This window comes from Corallococcus sp. CA053C, assembly GCF_003611675.1.
GTDB lineage: Bacteria > Myxococcota > Myxococcia > Myxococcales > Myxococcaceae > Corallococcus.
The window spans coordinates 39,390-55,402 of sequence record NZ_RAWA01000005.1; the positions used below are offsets into that span (position 1 = coordinate 39,390).

Annotated in this window: 12 protein-coding genes and 1 tRNA gene; 2 read left to right on the forward strand and 11 right to left on the reverse strand. The window is 69.4% G+C overall.

Translation table 11 applies throughout. The features are described from left to right. Positions 1–75 precede the first annotated feature (75 nt). The 4 genes from D7V97_RS01535 to D7V97_RS01550 are packed head-to-tail and all read right to left on the reverse strand — an operon-like array spanning position 76 to position 6,883. On the reverse strand, positions 76–978 hold the full coding sequence (locus D7V97_RS01535) for a type VI immunity family protein (RefSeq protein WP_120608822.1): 903 nt from the start codon (positions 976–978) through the stop codon (positions 76–78). Next, the gene (locus D7V97_RS01540) at positions 978–1,808 is read right to left on the reverse strand and encodes a hypothetical protein (protein WP_147444644.1); all 831 of its coding nucleotides are present in this window, start codon (positions 1,806–1,808) and stop codon (positions 978–980) included. Before D7V97_RS01540 ends, D7V97_RS01535 begins: the two co-directional genes overlap by 1 nt. Then, positions 1,805–6,133, reverse strand: a complete 4,329-nt coding sequence (pglW, locus tag D7V97_RS01545) for a BREX system serine/threonine kinase PglW (protein WP_120608790.1) — start codon at positions 6,131–6,133, stop codon at positions 1,805–1,807. The genes D7V97_RS01540 and pglW overlap by 4 nt, the downstream gene beginning before the upstream one ends. Before the next feature lie 15 nt (positions 6,134–6,148). Then, positions 6,149–6,883: a hypothetical protein gene (locus D7V97_RS01550; protein WP_120608791.1), complete on the reverse strand. Its 735-nt coding sequence runs from the start codon at positions 6,881–6,883 to the stop codon at positions 6,149–6,151. A gap of 345 nt (positions 6,884–7,228) precedes the next feature. Between D7V97_RS01550 and D7V97_RS01555 the strand changes: the two genes are divergently transcribed. Next, entirely contained in the window at positions 7,229–8,008 is a 780-nt protein-coding gene (locus tag D7V97_RS01555; protein WP_147444645.1) for a hypothetical protein, read from the forward strand. A gap of 100 nt (positions 8,009–8,108) precedes the next feature. On the opposite strand, the gene D7V97_RS01560 is transcribed toward D7V97_RS01555, so the two are convergent. The 6 genes from D7V97_RS01560 to D7V97_RS01585 all read right to left on the reverse strand — a co-directional run bounded on the left by D7V97_RS01560 (position 8,109) and on the right by D7V97_RS01585 (position 14,849). After that, a tRNA-Leu gene (locus D7V97_RS01560) sits at positions 8,109–8,190 on the reverse strand. Between the two features lie 84 nt (positions 8,191–8,274). Then, positions 8,275–8,706, reverse strand: a complete 432-nt coding sequence (gene secG, locus D7V97_RS01565) for a preprotein translocase subunit SecG (protein WP_120608793.1) — start codon at positions 8,704–8,706, stop codon at positions 8,275–8,277. Positions 8,707–8,791: 85 nt separating this feature from the next. Further along, entirely contained in the window at positions 8,792–9,562 is a 771-nt protein-coding gene (gene tpiA, locus D7V97_RS01570; protein WP_120608794.1) for a triose-phosphate isomerase, read from the reverse strand. A gap of 30 nt (positions 9,563–9,592) precedes the next feature. Then, positions 9,593–10,783 (reverse strand): phosphoglycerate kinase, encoded by a 1,191-nt coding sequence (gene pgk / locus D7V97_RS01575; protein WP_120608795.1) that lies wholly within the window; start codon positions 10,781–10,783, stop codon positions 9,593–9,595. 67 nt (positions 10,784–10,850) lie between these two features. After that, positions 10,851–11,861 (reverse strand): type I glyceraldehyde-3-phosphate dehydrogenase, encoded by a 1,011-nt coding sequence (gene gap / locus D7V97_RS01580; RefSeq protein ID WP_120608796.1) that lies wholly within the window; start codon positions 11,859–11,861, stop codon positions 10,851–10,853. A gap of 99 nt (positions 11,862–11,960) precedes the next feature. After that, positions 11,961–14,849, reverse strand: a complete 2,889-nt coding sequence (locus D7V97_RS01585; RefSeq protein WP_120608797.1) for an N-acetylmuramoyl-L-alanine amidase — start codon at positions 14,847–14,849, stop codon at positions 11,961–11,963. A gap of 80 nt (positions 14,850–14,929) precedes the next feature. Here D7V97_RS01585 and D7V97_RS01590 point away from each other — a divergent pair, with 80 nt between their 5' ends. Beyond that, positions 14,930–15,574: a diacylglycerol kinase family protein gene (locus D7V97_RS01590; protein ID WP_120608798.1), complete on the forward strand. Its 645-nt coding sequence runs from the start codon at positions 14,930–14,932 to the stop codon at positions 15,572–15,574. 194 nt (positions 15,575–15,768) lie between these two features. Here the strand turns inward: D7V97_RS01590 and D7V97_RS01595 are convergent, their stop codons facing one another. Then, the gene (locus D7V97_RS01595; RefSeq protein ID WP_120608799.1) at positions 15,769–15,972 is read right to left on the reverse strand and encodes a hypothetical protein; all 204 of its coding nucleotides are present in this window, start codon (positions 15,970–15,972) and stop codon (positions 15,769–15,771) included. Positions 15,973–16,013 lie beyond the last annotated feature (41 nt).

A 16,013-nucleotide genomic window follows, 5' to 3' on the forward strand; every position in this document is an offset into this window, starting at 1 on the left:
TCCGACAGCCACGCATCCGGCACGTGCATCCGCTGCACTGTGGACGTGGCCTCGCTTGAAGTTCTTATTTCCATATCAGTCGAGGAACCGGCGCTCCCACCGCCGCATGTCCTCCCGGGTAAAGCCGTGCCAGCGACGGGGAAACACGTACAGCCAGGGTTCCAGCACTCGCGCCAGCTCGCAATACACGGGCAACCCGCGGCCCTGCGCGCCGTCGCCCGCTTCCGGCCATTCCCCCAATGTCACCACCACCCGCTCGTCCCCCATCGCCTGGACGGTCGTGCCGGGCGAATGCAGCCGGGCACGCAAACCCGCCACGCCTCCCAATTCCCCTAGCACCCGCTGGCCCAGGAAAGTCAGCCAATACGCCCCCTTCAAGCGGGTACCGATGTCCAGGGAAACGGACGAGTCTGGCATGTCCAGCCCCGGGTAGCGGAAGGCGTCGTCGCAAATGCTCTCGGACATGCCCAGCACTGCTTCCGGGTAGAGAAAAGACAAGCCAGCATGACCAGAGTCGAAAGGCAGTCCCGCCGCCAGTTCCAGCGCCAGCTCGCGCACCCGCCCCGGGCCATGCTCCTCCAGGAACTCCGTGGGCAGTCGGACGACCAGCAAGCTCGATTCCCCCGCCTCGACGTCCTCGGGCGCGCGGCCACGATAGGCGAACTCGTAAGCAGAGAGTTCCTCCGACGCTCCGGAGAGGTGGAGATTGGCGCCGCCTGGATGCAGCAACTCCTTCCGGATGAACTCCCAGCCCTTGTCATCCAGATCCCGCCACTCGCCCTCTTCATCGACATACATTCCGAGCACCTGCGGCTCCACGGCACGCTGGTACACGTCAAGGCAATGCATCACCGCCTGCATCAGCTCCGGGTGGGAGCGCCGCAGGTAGAAGGTGATGCTTACGCACTCCCGGATGGAGAGGTAACGTCCCTCCGGGTAGAGGCTGTAGCGGCGGATGCGCGGGTAATGCTCACTCATCACTGGAGTCCAAGTTGCGGAGTGATGAGGACCGGCTTCGTTTCTCCCCCCAGCGCCTTCTCGTATCGCTCACCCTGGTCTGGTTTCCCCCGCGAGGAGTACCGCCAGCCAGGACTCTGCTTTCTGGAGGGCAGGCACGGAAACTTGTAGTCGTAGACGCGCTGAACCTTGTTCGGATTGCCTGACTCGTGAATCACGATATCTGGAGCCAGCGTCCCCAGGAGCAGGTCGAAAGCCATGTCCTCCAGCCACCGCGCCACCTGCTTCGGGTCGAGCATCAGCCAGCGTCCCGCCGCTGGGTCGTACTTGTAACGCGGCTGCACGACGACGTTCCGCAGGAGGCTCGCGCCAAGTCCGCTCCTGACGCAGTCGAGGGCCACTGCGTGCTTCTTGGTCCCAAGCGCCATGGCCCGCGTCACGTCCTTGCCCTTCTCCTGCCGCACCACCTCATTGCACTGCTCCGCGGTGGGGCGGTTGCCTTCTCCCAATTCATCCTCGTTGACCTGGCGCTCCGCATCCCGGGCACACTGGAGCAGGAGCTGCTCCACGCGCTTCACGTCCGCTTCGTCCAGGAACTCCATCACCATGGCGGTCGTTCGGGCCGCATCCGCGGCGCGTGACAGCCAGGGAAGGACGGCCTGATCCCCCGTCTGGGTATAGCAAGCGGGATTGCGCAGACAGGCGTTCGTCGCCGAGTCCACGGTCTGGTCATAACGCTCCGGCGCGCCACGGCCCACCATGTTGGATCCGGCCCGGGGCTCCGTCGTGGCGCATCCCGCCAGCGGCACGGACATCCCCCATGCCAGCATGGCCCACCCGAGGCGACTCACCCCCGACCTCCGCGATGCAGATTCGCCAGCCACGTCTCCGGTACTTGCATCCGCTGCGCCGCGGACGTGGTGGGAATGACCAGGGACTCCGTCACGCCATGGATGCTCGCAGGCCCCGCGTCGCTATGCGCAGGCACCACGAGAAACACCGCCGGCCCATCGTCGCGCTGACTCGACTCCCATAGCCCGCGCAGGAAGCCGTCCAGGTGATAGCGCGCCAACATGCCAGGGTGGGTCAACACCAGCCGCTTCCCCTTCTCCTCCCGGAGCGACTGCCCCAGCCGTTCGGCGCTCTCCAGGATGAGCTGCCGGAGGTTGGACCAGTGGGGACCGCTCGGCCCCTCGCGGTCCGCTGCGTACACCACCTCCAGCTCCACTCCGAACTCCTCCGCCAACTGCAACGCGCCCTCCAGTAGCTCCCGCTCCAGGGAGCGAGGCGGAACCTTCAGCCGCCGCCCCAGCTCCTCCGCCGCCGCATCCGCGTAGGGCGAGCTGACCTCCACCACTCGGAAGCTGCCCTTTTCCGCCGCCAGGCGCAGCCGGTCGTCGAACTCCTGCGCCTCCTGGGCCGCCGGGTCGTTCTTCGGGCGGTGGCTGGAGTGCGTCGTAGGGCGGCGCCCCTGTAGCTGTTGGGTGCTGGTGGTCGGCGTCGCCGTGGCGCCCGCGCGCACATACGTGCCAAGCGCCTCACTCCAGTTGAGCCCCAGCTTCTCCACCGCTGCATCCAGCGCGGGGCGGGCCGGCAACGGCTCCGCTTCCGGATACCGGGCGGCCACCACCTTGACGATGGCCTCGGCGGACATGCCGCTGACGAGGGCCCCGGCCGAAAGCGCCAGCGCGCGGTCCACGGACATGCCGCGCGGATAGAGCTCAAGCCGGGCGCTCCGGGCCGCCGTGCGGCTGGCCTCGGCCGCCAATGACACAAGCCGCTCCGGCGGCACGCGGGCCAGGGGCGTGTCCTCCACCGCGGAAACAAGCACTTCACGCACCTCTTCGGACGAGGGCAGGGGCTCGCGCACCGCCAACGCCTCCGCCTTGCTCCCCAGCGCACGCGCCGCGTCCAGGTGCCCGGGGGACATGCCGATCCACGGCGCATCGTGGAGCCGCCCCGGCACGAGCCCCCGACCGGACTCGGCCACCAACCGCACCAGGGCCTGTGCCCGGCGCGCGGCCCCCTCGTTCGTCCCGGCATCATGCGGCAGGAACGTAGGCAGCACCTCCGCGACCCGCGCCACCGGGGCCACGCCTCCGAGCATCTCCAGCGCGGCGCCTACTCGCGCATGCAGCTCGGCCTGTGCCGGATGCGCGGTCCACCGCTCCCGGGCCTTGCCCAGCGACAGGTAGACGCCCTGGGGAGTGATGCCAAGCTGCGCGGCCAGTGCCCGCACGTCCGGGACGGGCTGCTCCGGCGCCTCCAGCCCGAACAGCATGCGCACGTGTCTGGGAAATACCTCGCGCGCCTTTGGCCTGGGCAGGAGCGCCTCCAGCCAGGCCTCGACCGTGGAGGGTGCGTCAGCGCTCGCGCCGTCCCTGGAAGCGGTCCTCAGGTACGCGAGCACCGTCTCCTCCGCGTGCGGGTGAGGGGCCAACAGCCTCGCCACCCGGGCGCGAGAGGCGGAGGCCACCTGGGCCAGCCGCCCGAGCCCCGCATCGTCCAGCGCCGCCGCGGCCGCCTCTGGCAGGCGGGGCACGAAACCCACGTCCCCGTCCGCCCCCCGGTAGCCCGGGAAGAAGCAAGGCTCCGCGCTCCCGTCCCCCGCCACCGTCCCCAGCCGCTCCCGCAACTGGCCGAGCCGCTCAAGGATTTCCAGCGTCGTCTTGCGCCCCACGCCGCGCATGGCGGACAGGTGGTTCTGCGGGACGAGCAGCAGCTCGCGCACGGTGATGATGCCGGAGCGGTCCAGCGCGTTGCGAGCCTTGAAGGACAGGGGCAGCGCCTCGATGGAGGTGTCCGGCGTCACGCTCGCCAGCGCGTCCTCCACCGTGCGGCCCGTCTCGGAGGAAGGCTCGGGAGCCGCGGAGTGCGCGAAGCACGCCATCCACTCCTTGCGCATGCCCTCCGAGCTGTCGTGACGGACGGCCACATCGCGCGCGAGCGCCTTGCGGAAGAAGGCCAGCAGGCGCGTGCGCACCGACGCGTCGAAGCGCTCGGCGGAGAGACTGATCTCCTCCGTGCTCACCACGGCCGCGATGTCCGCAGACGGGAAGCGCGGGCGCACGCCAGTGAGCATCTCGTGCAGCGTGAGTGCGGCGCTCCAGCGGTCCGCGGCCTCGTCCCACCGCCCGCGCCGCACGAGAAAGGGATCGCGGTACACGGGGGTGCCCGCCGTCACCTCGGTCGGGGCGACGGTGGACAGCGAGAAGTCGAAGAGCATCAGGTGGCGCGCCTTCTTGCTCGCGCCCTCAAGGACGCCGAGGTTGGCGGGCTTGATGTCGCGGTGCTGGGTGCCCGTCTCCTCCAGGGCCTGGAGGGAGAGCAGCAGGTCCTCTCCCCACCGGGCCGCGTAGTCCAGGCTCACCGGACCTTCCTGCGCGAGGAGCTGGCCGAGCGTCTTGCCCGCGTCCGTGAGCAGCAGGCACGTGCGCTCGGAGAGCTTGAGGCGATCCACCAACGCCACGATGCGCTCGCCACGCAACCGTTCGAGAACCTCCGCCTCGGCGCGCAGCCGTGACTCATAGTCCGGGGAGAGGGGAACCTTGAGCGCGTAGTGGGAACCGTCGCGCGACACCCGCAGCACGCGCGAGGTGGAGCCGGTGCCGAGGACTTCCACGACCTCAAGGTCCGAACCAAGCCTGTCCCCGCGCCGGGCCACCAACGGGTCCACCCCCGACACCTCGGGGACGGACGGTGTCGTCACCTGTTCGAGCAGCAGGTTGACCCACTCGATGGCGCTGTCCGCGCGCTGGACCGGGTTGACGTCGGTGGCGAACTGCACCACGTCATCCAGGCTCTTCGCCTGCTCCTTCTCCGGGTCGAGCCTCCTGGTGCCCGCCGCGAGGTCGTCACGGGCCGCGGCCACCGAGAGGAAGCCCGGCTGCATCAGCGCGTCGCGCTCTTGGAGCGTGGAGCCCGGAGCGCGACCGGTCAGCACATGGTAGGCGATGGCGCCGAGGCTGAAGACGTCGCTGGAGGTGGAGGCCTTGCTGGGATCCTCGATGAGTTCGGGGGCGCGATAGAGCGCGGCCGGATCCCCCTGGAAGGCGGACAGGTGGCGCGTGCCCGGCGTACCGTCCTCCTTGAGCGCGAGCTGGAAGTTGTAGAGCCGCACGTCCAGCGCTCCGCCCTCGCGGCGCTGGACAAGCACGGAGCCAGGGTGCAGCCCGCGGTGGAGGACCTTCTTGCGGTGGCAGTAGTCGAGCGCCTCGCCGAGCTGCTCGAGCAGGGCCACCCGATCCTCGAAGGAGAGTGCCGGATTCTGGCGCAGGAAGGTGTCGAGGGGGAGCGCGTCAGGGAGGTGCTCGAAGACGACGCAGGGCCCTCCCATGGGCCCCTCGGAGTGGTAGTTCGTCACCTTGAGAATGCGGGGATGGTCCCCGAGCAGGGTGAGCAGGCTGGCCTCGCGCTCGGCAGCCCGACGCAGTTGTTCGCTGCGCTCCCGCGTCTCCGATTGGGGCACCAGATAGGTGCGCACCCTGCGGCGCAGGTGGGGCATGCGCTCGTGGGTCGCCTCCCGGTCCTGATAGCCCGGCCCTTCGTCGAGGATGGAGCCGATGAGGAGTTCACCCAGCTTCATCGCGCCCCGACTGGGGGCGAGCCCCAGTTCGAGCAGGGCCTTGGCGGTGGCCTGGGCCAGGGGCTTGTTGATGCTCCGCGAGGCCATGCGGGCATCCACCCCGGGGAAGCGGGCGTGGGTGATGGCCTCGGCGAAGGTGGCCTGCGTGACGACGTTGGCGCGTGCGGCGTCCGGAAGCGCGAGCTTCACGTCCGGGTGAGCGAGGAAGATGAGGGGCTCCACCCAGGGACGCCCGCCCGGCATCCGGCGATCCAGCAGGCTTGCGAGCACGCGCGCCTTCTGGTCGGCGAGCCGAAGAGGGTTCTCCTTCACACTGCGCCCGCCCCCGGCGAACTCGAAGACCCAGTCCACCATGGACCCGCTCACCGTGGCCGGGTGGCTCTTGATCTCGACCAGGTAGAGGGCGTGGTAGCCGAGAATGAGCGCATCGATTTCATACCGGCGCCCGGAGGGGTCCGCGAGCGTCACGAGGGCCCAAATCCGGTAGGGCTCCGAGTCCGGGAGGGCCTTCTTGATGAACTCGATGGCCTGCTGTTCGTGGGGATGCGGCGTCATCCCCTGCACGAGGACGCGATTCTGCGAGAGCGGCATGAAACGGGTCCTCTTCTACGCGCCAAGCGCCCGGGCAAGGACGGCGACGGCATCGCGCCGGGCCGAGGGAACATCGTCCGAGACGAGCATCAGCCCGGAGCGTGGGAACTGCTGCGCACGCGCGTCCTCGGCGGAGGCCGTAGGAAGCACCCAGTGCGCGGGATGGGTGCTGCCCAGGAGCATCACCGCCATCCCGAAGAGCTGACGCTCCGCGGGTGAGTCGGTGACAAGGAGGACCTGGTCAGCGAGGTCCAGCTCCGCGCGGCCCTCGAAGTGGGCGGCCAGCGCGAGCACGGCCCCGGCTCCGGAGGCGAGAATGCGAGAGGCCGGAGCGACCTCCGTCAGCGCCTTGCTGGCAAGAGGCTGGGGTGTCAGCTGCCATGCCTGGGCGGCGGCCCGCAGGACGTCCTTGAGCGCCGTGGGGGCAGGAGCGTGAGAGTCACGCCAGAGCCGCATGGCAAGGGCCGCATCCGGGCCGGGCCACTCCGGGCCAAAAGGCTCGTCCTCAGCCAGACCTTCCAGCAGGAAGATGCGCCGAGGAGCGAAGGCCGTCGGGTGGTTGACCGCCGCATCGCGGATGAGGAGATCCAATCGATCCCGCTCGTGCAGCTCTCCCTTGAAGAGGGCCCAGCGAGCATCAGCGTTCGGGCCAAAGCGCCTCGCCGTGGCCACGCTGGCATCCAAGGCCTTCAGTCCCACGAAAGCGGCTTCGTAGAAACTTCCCAACGGGCCGTGCTGCACGGCGGACATGGTGGCGTTCCCTTCCTGGAATGGGCGCGCAGTCTACGTCGGGCGTGGATCAGGGCGAAGTGAAGGAACCGCTCCCGTGAGAGCAATCCCGGACGCGCGTCATCACACCCACCCTGGGTGTGGCCCGACCGTCTCTGCCGATGAAGCACTGCATCCTGGAGCGCCTCCAGCTTCGCAGTCCGCGCGCCCCTGGGGTCGAGTTCCGCCACGAGTGGCCGTGTGTCACGCTGCGGCCACTATCGTTGCGCGCCGTTCCGCCCACCGTCCCGGTGCCCAGCAGCCCCATCCATCAGGCACCAGCCGGTGAACGGCTACGGCTCTGCAACTGAGCACAGGAGGGTTGCAATGGGCGGATGGCGCGAAGCGAAGCGATTGGAAGCCGGCGGCAACGGTGCAAGAGAAGAAGTGCTTCAGCGCATCTTCGACACCTGGGCCTCCAGGGGGACGGCCGTGGCCGGCGCGCCCGAGTGGCTCTGGGCATTGCCGAACCCGGAGCGCCCCCTTTCGAAGGGCTTTGGCTACGCGTTTACCCCTGACGCGTATTGGGCGCAGGCCCAGCCCCGCATCGTTGGAGAACTCAAGTACGGCGCCAAGTTCGAGCCTGTTGCGATCGCCGAGGCAGTCCATCATGCCCACCTCCTCCGCCGCATACACGGCGGGGAGCCCATCGTCTCGGTTGTGATCACGCAACCGAACTACTGGATCCGCGCCGCGATTGCTGAACTCGACAGTCAGAAAATCCTCCACGTCGAAGCGGATTTGCTGACCCTCGATAAGCAAACCTTCCTCTGGTTGTCGTGCCCGCATTCCGCGCTGGGTACACCGTCCTCGATGCCAGGTGGCCTGCCGCTCGGTCACGACTGGACTTCGCTGCGCTGGTCCGCCGTCCAAGGCGAACCGACCTGGATCGCGCATGACGAAACGCACAAGCCGCCTTTTCTCCAGGGGACCGCCGTGATGGTCAGCCGAGTTCGCAATGACCGCCGTTACGAATGGGTGCTCTGGACAGGAAAGCTGCCAGAGCTTGGAACAACGTGGAGCCTGAACGATTGGGCGGAGGCTGGCAGCTTCTGGCTCTGGGATGTGGAAGCCCAGGGAACGCGAACGCCACCCGCACCGCGCTAACGCGCGCAGCAAGCGGACGGCCCAAGACGACTCATCGCCAGCGCCTCCCTGAAACGAAAAAAGCCCCCGAGTCTTTCGACTCGGAGGCTCTTTTTCGGAGTGCCCAGGGCGGGACTCGAACCCGCACGCCTCACGGCGCCACCACCTCAAGATGGTGTGTCTACCAATTCCACCACCTGGGCCTGCTCGCGGGGCTCATCTATCGAACCCCGCTGACTCGCGCAACGACTAAATCACCAACGCGCGAGCCGGATTCAGCCTGACGACTACGGCGCGGGCGTCGTCGGCGCGGGGGCCGGCTGGCCCTCGGCCGGCGGGGTCGCCGTGCGCTCCTGTTCAACACTGCCCGGAACCGCGGGCGCGGGCGTCGTCGCCGGAGCCGCACCCGTCGTGGGTGCCGCACCCGGCGTCGCGGGCGCCGTGGCCGCCGGAGGAGGCGATGCGACCGAGCCCCCCGCCGCCACGGAACCGCGCAGGCCCACGAACGACAGGCCCAGCGACGTGAGGAAGAACAAGGCGGCGCAGATGCCCGTCAGCTTGCTCAGGAAGGTCACCGCTCCGCGCCCACCGAAGGCGCTCGTCGCGGCGCCGCCACCCAGGGCGGAACCCATGCCGGCGTCCTTCCCCGGCTGTAGCAAGATGACGAAGATCATGAACACGCAGAGAAGAACGTGCACGATCGTGAAGAAGGTCAGCATGGGGCTTCCAGACGCTCCGTGAGAAGAGGGCGCACCCTACACAAAGTGGTCAACGGGTGACAACTTCCAACTGGGATAACTTCCTCTAGCCCGCCGCCTTCACGATGGCCACGAAGTCGGCCGCCTTGAGGCTCGCTCCCCCGACGAGCGCCCCGTCCACGTCCGGCTGGCCCAGCAATTCCGCCGCGTTGTCCGGCTTCACGCTGCCCCCGTACTGGATGCGCACCCGCCCCGCCGTCCCCTCGTCGTACAGCCGGGAGAGCAGCCCCCGGATGGCCGCGTGGACCTCCTGCGCCTGCGCCGTCGTCGCCGTCCGGCCCGTCCCAATCGCCCACACCGGCTCGTAGGCCATCACGAACGTCGCCACGTCCGCGCCCGTGAAGCCCTCCAGCGCGCCCCGCACCTGGCGCTCCACCACCGTCAGGGTCTGGTTCGCCTCGCGCTCGGCCAGCGTCTCACCCACGCAGATGATGGGCGTCATGCCCGCGGCCTTCACGGCCTTCGCCCGCTTGTTCACCGTGGCGTCCGTCTCCCCGAAGAACTGCCGGCGCTCCGAGTGCCCCACGATGACGTAGGCGCACCCCAGCTCCACCAGCATCCCCGCGGAGATCTCCCCGGTGAACGCGCCGGAGGCCTCCCAGTGGCAGTTCTGCGCCGCCAGTTGGATGGGCGCGCCCTCCAGCGCGACGTGCACGGGCTGCAACGCCACGAAGGGAGGCGCGATCACTACCTCCACCTTGTCGCCCAGCGCCGCCACCGCGCCGCGAAGCTCCCGCACCAGCGCGAGCGCTTCGGGCACCGCCTTGTTCATCTTCCAGTTGCCAGCGATGATCTTCCGACGAGCCTGGGCCGCCATGGTGTCTCCCCCGAGGTACCGCGCGTTGTCCTACTTGGTTTCCAGCGCCTTGATGCCGGGCAGCTCCCGGCCCTCCAGGAACTCCAGCGACGCACCGCCACCCGTGGACACGTGGCTCATCTTGTCCGCGTAGCCCATCTGCTCCACCGCCGCCGCGCTGTCACCGCCGCCAATGACCGTCGTGGCCTGGGTGTTGATGCTCATCGCCGCGGCCACCGAGCGCGTGCCTTCCGCGAACTTGGACACCTCGAAGAGGCCCACGGGCCCGTTCCACACCACCGTCTTCGCGTCGCGGATGCGCTGCGTGAACATCGCGCGCGTCTTGGGCCCGATGTCCAGGCCCATCATGTCCGGCGGGATGACCTGGTCGGGCGTCTCCTTCGCCACGCTCTTGTCCGACGGCTCCGTGCCCACGATGTGGTCGATGGGCAGCACCAGCGGCGTCTTCAGCCGCTTCGCCGTGTCCAGCAGCTTCGCCGCGAGGGCCAGCTTGTCGCCCTCCTCCACCCGGCTCTTGCCCACTTCAATGCCCTGCGCCTTGAGGAAGGTGTACGCCATCGCGCCGCCCACGAGCAGCGCGTCCACCTTGGGCAGCAGGCTCTCGATGACCTTGATCTTGTCGCTCACCTTGGAGCCACCCAGGATGGCCACGAAGGGCTTCTCCGGGTTCTTGAGCACCTTGCCCAGGTACTCGATCTCCTTCTTCATCAGGAAGCCGGCGGCCTTCTCCTTCACGAAGGGCACCATGCCCGCCGTCGACGCGTGCGCGCGGTGCGCGGTGCCGAACGCGTCGTTGACGTAGACGTCCGCCAGCGCCGCCAGCTCGCGCGAGAAGGCCTCGTCGTTCGCCTCCTCCTCCTTGTGGAAGCGCAGGTTCTCCAGGAGGACGACCTGTCCCTCCTTGAGCTCCTTCACCTGCTTCTTCACGCCGTCGCCCACGCTGTCATCCGTGAGGATGACCTCGTGCTTGCCGCCGAGCAGCTCCACGAGCTTCGCGGCGACGGGCTCCAGCGACAGCTTGGGGTCCGGCCCCTTGGGCCGACCGAGGTGGGACGCCAGGATGACCTTGCCGCCCATCTCCAGCGCGCGCTTGATGGTCGGCAGCGCTTCGCGGATGCGGGTGTCGTCGGTGATGCGCCGGCCGTCCATGGGGACGTTGAAGTCCACGCGGATGAAGACGCGCTTGCCGGTCAACTGCAGGTCATCGATGTAGCGGATCATCTTTTGGTGCCCCTTGCCTGTACTCGGTCAGCCCAACGGTGCCGGAATGCGTGCCTGCGTCTGACGACTACAGGCCCTTCGACACGAGGTACTTCGCCGTGTCGACCATGCGGTTGGAGAAGCCCCACTCGTTGTCGTACCAGGCCATGACCTTGAGCAGGTTGTCGCCCATCACGAAGCAGTTGGTGGAGTCGAAGATGGCCGAGTGCGGGTTGCCGTTGTAGTCCACCGACACCGTCTGCGCGTCGCTGAACTCCAGCACGCCCTTGAGCGGACCGGCGGCGGCCTTGCGGTACGCCTCGATGACCGCCTCCGCGGTGACCTTCTTGGTGGTGTTCACCGTGAGGTCCACCAGCGACACGTTCGGGGTGGGCACGCGCACGGCCAGGCCGTGCATCTTGCCCTTGAGCGCCGGGATGACTTCGCCGATGGCCTTCGCGGCGCCGGTGCTGGTGGGGATCATGGAGAGCGCGGCGGCGCGGGCGCGGCGCAGGTCCTCGTGCGTGAGGTCCAGGATGCGCTGGTCGTTGGTGTAGCTGTGCACCGTCGTCATCAGGCCCTGCTCGATGCCGAAGTTGTCCACCAGCACCTTGGCGATGGGCGCCAGGCAGTTGGTGGTGCACGACGCGTTGGACACGATGTGGTGCTTGGACGGGTCGTACTGGTCGTGGTTGATGCCGAACGCGATGGTCATGTCCGGGCCCTTGGCCGGCGCGGAGATGAGCACCTTGCGCGCGCCCGCCTTGAGGTGCTTCTCGGCGCCCTCGCGGCCCGTGAAGCGGCCGGTGCACTCCAGCACCACGTCCACGTTCATGGACTTCCAGGGCAGCGCCGTGGGGTCCTTCTCCGCGGTGACGGCGATCTCCCGGCCATCCACCACGATGCCCTTGTCCGTGGCCTTCACCTCGCCCGGCCACGTGCGGTGCACGGAGTCGTACTTGAAGAGGTGGGCCAGCGCCGACGGCTTGTCGAGGTCGTTGATGGCGACGATCTCGAGGTCTTCCTTGCGGCTGAGCGCGGCGCGCAGGATGCAGCGACCGATGCGACCGAAGCCGTTGATGGCGATCTTGGTGGCCATGATGTCCGTATCTCCTTGAAGTAGGAGTGGGCCTTCACGGCCCACCGTCATGAGTCTCGTAAAGAAGGCGGGCGACCGTAGGCAGGCGCCCCCGCCGAGTCAACGCCTCGCGTGGGCCGCTTTCGAGCGAGAACGTCGGAGCTGAACAATCACCCCGACCAACACCCAGAGCGCGGAGGCCGTTCCCGCTTCCCCCGCCCCGCAGCCACAGCCGGTGTCCGCCTTGCCGTAGTACAGGTCCGGCATCACCTGGACGACCTTCGGCTCCGGCGGCGGGTCCACCGGCGGCGGGTCCACGGGCGGATGCGGGTTGCGCTCCCGCACCGCCACGCAGGACGTCAGCGGCCGCGGGCTCACCGGGGGCGTCACGTCCGCGTCGGGCAGGGGCGGTGCCTGCTGGAGCAGCCCCGCCTTCACGAGGAACGCGCCCACCAGCCGCGACCGCGCCTGGTTCGATGCCAGGCCCTCGAAGGGGAAGCCCAGCACCAGCACCTGTCCCGCAGGCGTCATCCCGGAGACGACTCCCGCGCCCAGCGTCGTGCCGGTATGGCGCAGCACCTCCGCGCCGCCACCCGTCGCCGCCAGCACATCGGTGACACCGACGGGGTAGCCCCCGAGCGTCCCGTCATCCAGCGGCGCGGCAGCCAGGTCCGCGAGGAAGCCGCCCGGCGAGCCCTCCACGCGGGAGGCCGGCGCGCCCGGAGCGATGGCCGCGCGCAGGATGTCCGCGACGAAGAGCCGGTCCTCCGCGCTGCCCGCGGCCAGCGTGGACACGGTGCGGCCGCCCGACAGCAGCAGGTTCCCGCCCGCGGTGACGAACGCGCGCAGGGCGTCCTGCTCCGCCCGGGATGGGCCCGCGCCGCCCACGCCTCCGCGACCGGTGGACCAGTCCACCAGCTTGTAGCCCGTGGGCGCCACGAGCCCCGCCGCCACCGCGGTGCCCGTCGCGCTGTCGAAGGGCAGCGCCGTCTGGGCAAACGCCGCGCCGTGCTGGCGCAGGAAGCTGCCGTCGTTCATCGCCTCCAGGTAGACGCGCAGCGGAGAGTCCAGGTCGTACGGGGTCAGCGTCTCGCCGCAGGCCACCGTGGCGTCCAGCCGCTCGTACGCGTTGACGAGCAGCACCGGGGGCGTGCCACCCACGCGCACGCCCACCGTGGCGGACGGGAACGACTCGCCGCCCGCGTTCATCGCGGCCACGCGGAAGTAGCGCAGGGTGCCGGCCGCCAGCGTGACGGTGGCCTCGGTGTTCTGCACCAGGATGCCCTCGTCCCAGGCCCGTCCGTCCGCGCTCTGGTAGAGGCGGTAGCCCATCGGCGCGTCGCGGCCCTCCTCCGACGCGACCAGCGGCGGCGCCGTCCACTTCACCTCCACCGCGCCCGGTGTCGCGTTGCGCGCCACCACCGCGCCCGGGGCCTCCGGCGGCAGGTTCACCACCACGCCGTCGCGGGCCGCGAAGTACTTGATGAGGCCCTGCACGATGGCGCGCGCGGCGACGTGGCGCAGGCGCGCATCCTTGAGCTTCGCCGCGTCCGCCGTGTTGTCGTGGTAGGCCATCTCCAGGAGCACGCTGGGCATCTCCGGGTTGTGCGTGGGGTTCACCTCGCCCAGGTTCGCCGAGCGCAGGGTGCGCACCCGCCAGTTCGGATCCACCTCGCGCTTGAGGTCCTTTTCAATCTGCGCGAGCAGCGCCTTTCCCATCACGTCGCTGTCCTTCACGCCGGTGAAGTTGAGCGTGCCGTCCACCGGGTTCGGCCCGTAGACGTAGGCCTCCGTGCCCACCACGTTGCCGGACGTGGACGCATTGGTGTGCCAGGCCACGTAGACGGCATCCTCGCCCTCCTCGTGCAGCCACGCGGCGAAGCGCGGGCGGGCCGTCACGTCCGCGTTGCGCTCGTTGGTCAGTGCGTTGGCTCCCGACGGTGCGTACACGCTGAAGGGCGCCCCGCTGTACTGCACGTGGTAGCGCGCGCTCTCCTCGAAGCGCGGACGCGCAAGCGGCCCCTGCGCCGCGTCTCCCAACAGGCCCCGACCGCCGCCCAACCGCACCGCGTCCACCGACAGCGTCGTGCCCGCGCCCTCCGCCGTATCGTTCTGGAGCACCACCGCGCCCGACTCCGGGTGCTGGCCGGCCTTGAAATAGAAGCGGCCCAGCAGCACCCAGGTCCCACCGTGGCGGCGCTGGTTCACCCGGAAGTGGCTCTCCCCTCCCGCGTGCTTCACCACGTAGTGCGCATCCGTCGCGCGCGTGGGGTCCGAGCCGTAGGAGACGTAGACCTGGTAGGCCGCGTCCGCCGGCACGTTCGGGGTCCACGTGGCGCTCGCGGTGGCGGTGGCCACCGTGTCCAGCGTGCGCGTGGTGCCCAGCGTGAACGGCTCCACGCCGTTGCCCATGGGCACGGGCGGTGCGCCCCAGCCCTTCTGGTCGGAGGCGTGGAAGCGCCCGAGGTCTCCCTCCTGCGAGTAGCCCGCCTGGCCGTCATCCACGATGGCGAGCAGCGGGTTCAGGTCCGTCTCACGCACCGGCACCACCGTGGCGCCCGCGCCCACGAGCAGGGGCAGCAGCTCCTGGGACACCACCTCCGCGGAGATGAAGTCCTCCACCACGCCAAAGGTGTTGCCCCGCTGCGTCGCCCAGCGCTTCAGCCCGTTGTCGCGGTAGAAGCCGTGCCCGGGGCTCAGGTAGATGACCTTGCCGGACAGCGCGCCGGAACCCAGGCGCATCTGCGGCACCCCGGCCGCCTTCACGCCCCCCGCCGGACCGCGCACCTCGCGCCGCACCACGGGAGGTTCGGAGGCGGACAGCCGGTGCTGCTCGTGGGCTCGCGGGCCCGGGGCTGGGAGATAGTGAACACCGGGCGGCTCCAGGCCCAGGTCATCTCCTTCGAAGCTTGTAGGGGCCCCCTGCGCATGCGCGAGGACTCCGGTGCACCACAGGGCCAGCGCCAGCACGCGCGGCATGGACGACAAAGACGACAAGGACGTTCGCATCACGCGGCCGACCTTACCCGTTCACTCAGACGCGGCAATCGAACCCGCGGGTGCTAGCCTGCCACCCCCTTCACTCTCCGATGACCGTTCCTGCGCCCTCCCGTCCCCAGTTCCCCTCCCGCCGCAGCAACGGGCTGTTCGCCTCGTTCGGTCACGCGTGGGCGGGCCTCATCCACACCGTCGCCTGGCAGCGCAACATGCGCATCCACCTCATCTCCGGCGTGCTGGTGGGGCTGGTCGGCAGCGGCATCCCGCTGGGGCTCGCGGAGAAGGTGACGCTCATCTTCTGCGTGCTGCTCATCTTCTTCGCGGAGATCCTCAACAGCGCGCTGGAGCAGCTGGTGGACCTGGCCGTGCAGCAGTTCGACGAGAAGGCCCGGCTCACCAAGGACGCCGCCGCCGCGGGCGTGCTCGTGCTCGCCGGAGGCACGGTGGTCATCTTCGCCGCCATCCTCGTGAACTACTGGGAGACGGTGCGCACCAGCACCGACGCCATCTTCCGGCAGGTCGCGCTGGGCCTGCCGCTGGCCGGGTGCGCCACCATCCTCGTGCTGCCCCAGCCCCGGCCCGTCGCCATCGACGTGCTCGCGTTCCTCGGGGGCTGCGGGCTGCTCGCGCTGACGGCGCCCACCTCCGCGAGCCTCGTCTTCACCGCGCTCACCGCCGCGCTGCTCTTCATCGCCGGCGCGACCGCCCGCGAACGCAGGCGCCACCCCCAGCCCTGAAGGCACGACGCGCCGAAGCGTCCGGTGGCCCGGGGGCGCGTTCCGTGACAGGCATGACAGGCGTGACAGGGGACACGGGCGGACAACAAAAAACCGGCGGCCGCCGGTTCGCTTCCTCCACCTTGCGGGCGGGGACCCCGGAACCGGTCCGGAGCCCGCTCACCCGCGAGGGTCTGTCATGCGAGTCTAACGGCTCAGGCGCGCTGCTGCCACTCGGGCGTGGTCTCCGGTGTCGGCTGGGCGGCAACCGCCTTGTCACCTTCCCGCAGGTCGGTGGTGACCAGCTCCAACAGCTCCGTCGCGATCCCGATGACCTGGTGCGGCGTGTAACCGCTTGCGCGCAGTTGGTTGAAGAAGGTGCGCGCGAGGATGCGGGTACCCTTTTGGTCGGTGCTCACGGGATTTGCCTCCGGAATCGGCGCCGTACCAGGGGGCGCCG

What these genes read in the sequence shown, in the direction of transcription:
- D7V97_RS01585 (WP_120608797.1), bottom strand. Translation starts at nt 14,849, where the DNA reads ATGCGAACGTCCTTGTCGTCTTTGTCGTCCATGCCGCGCGTGCTGGCG.
- secG (WP_120608793.1), bottom strand. Translation starts at nt 8,706, where the DNA reads ATGCTGACCTTCTTCACGATCGTGCACGTTCTTCTCTGCGTGTTCATG.
- D7V97_RS01550 (WP_120608791.1), bottom strand. Translation starts at nt 6,883, where the DNA reads ATGTCCGCCGTGCAGCACGGCCCGTTGGGAAGTTTCTACGAAGCCGCT.
- pglW (WP_120608790.1), bottom strand. Translation starts at nt 6,133, where the DNA reads ATGCCGCTCTCGCAGAATCGCGTCCTCGTGCAGGGGATGACGCCGCAT.
- tpiA (WP_120608794.1), bottom strand. Translation starts at nt 9,562, where the DNA reads ATGGCGGCCCAGGCTCGTCGGAAGATCATCGCTGGCAACTGGAAGATG.
- D7V97_RS01535 (WP_120608822.1), bottom strand. Translation starts at nt 978, where the DNA reads ATGAGTGAGCATTACCCGCGCATCCGCCGCTACAGCCTCTACCCGGAG.
- D7V97_RS01590 (WP_120608798.1), top strand. Translation starts at nt 14,930, where the DNA reads ATGACCGTTCCTGCGCCCTCCCGTCCCCAGTTCCCCTCCCGCCGCAGC.
- gap (WP_120608796.1), bottom strand. Translation starts at nt 11,861, where the DNA reads ATGGCCACCAAGATCGCCATCAACGGCTTCGGTCGCATCGGTCGCTGC.
- D7V97_RS01555 (WP_147444645.1), top strand. Translation starts at nt 7,229, where the DNA reads ATGGGCGGATGGCGCGAAGCGAAGCGATTGGAAGCCGGCGGCAACGGT.
- pgk (WP_120608795.1), bottom strand. Translation starts at nt 10,783, where the DNA reads ATGATCCGCTACATCGATGACCTGCAGTTGACCGGCAAGCGCGTCTTC.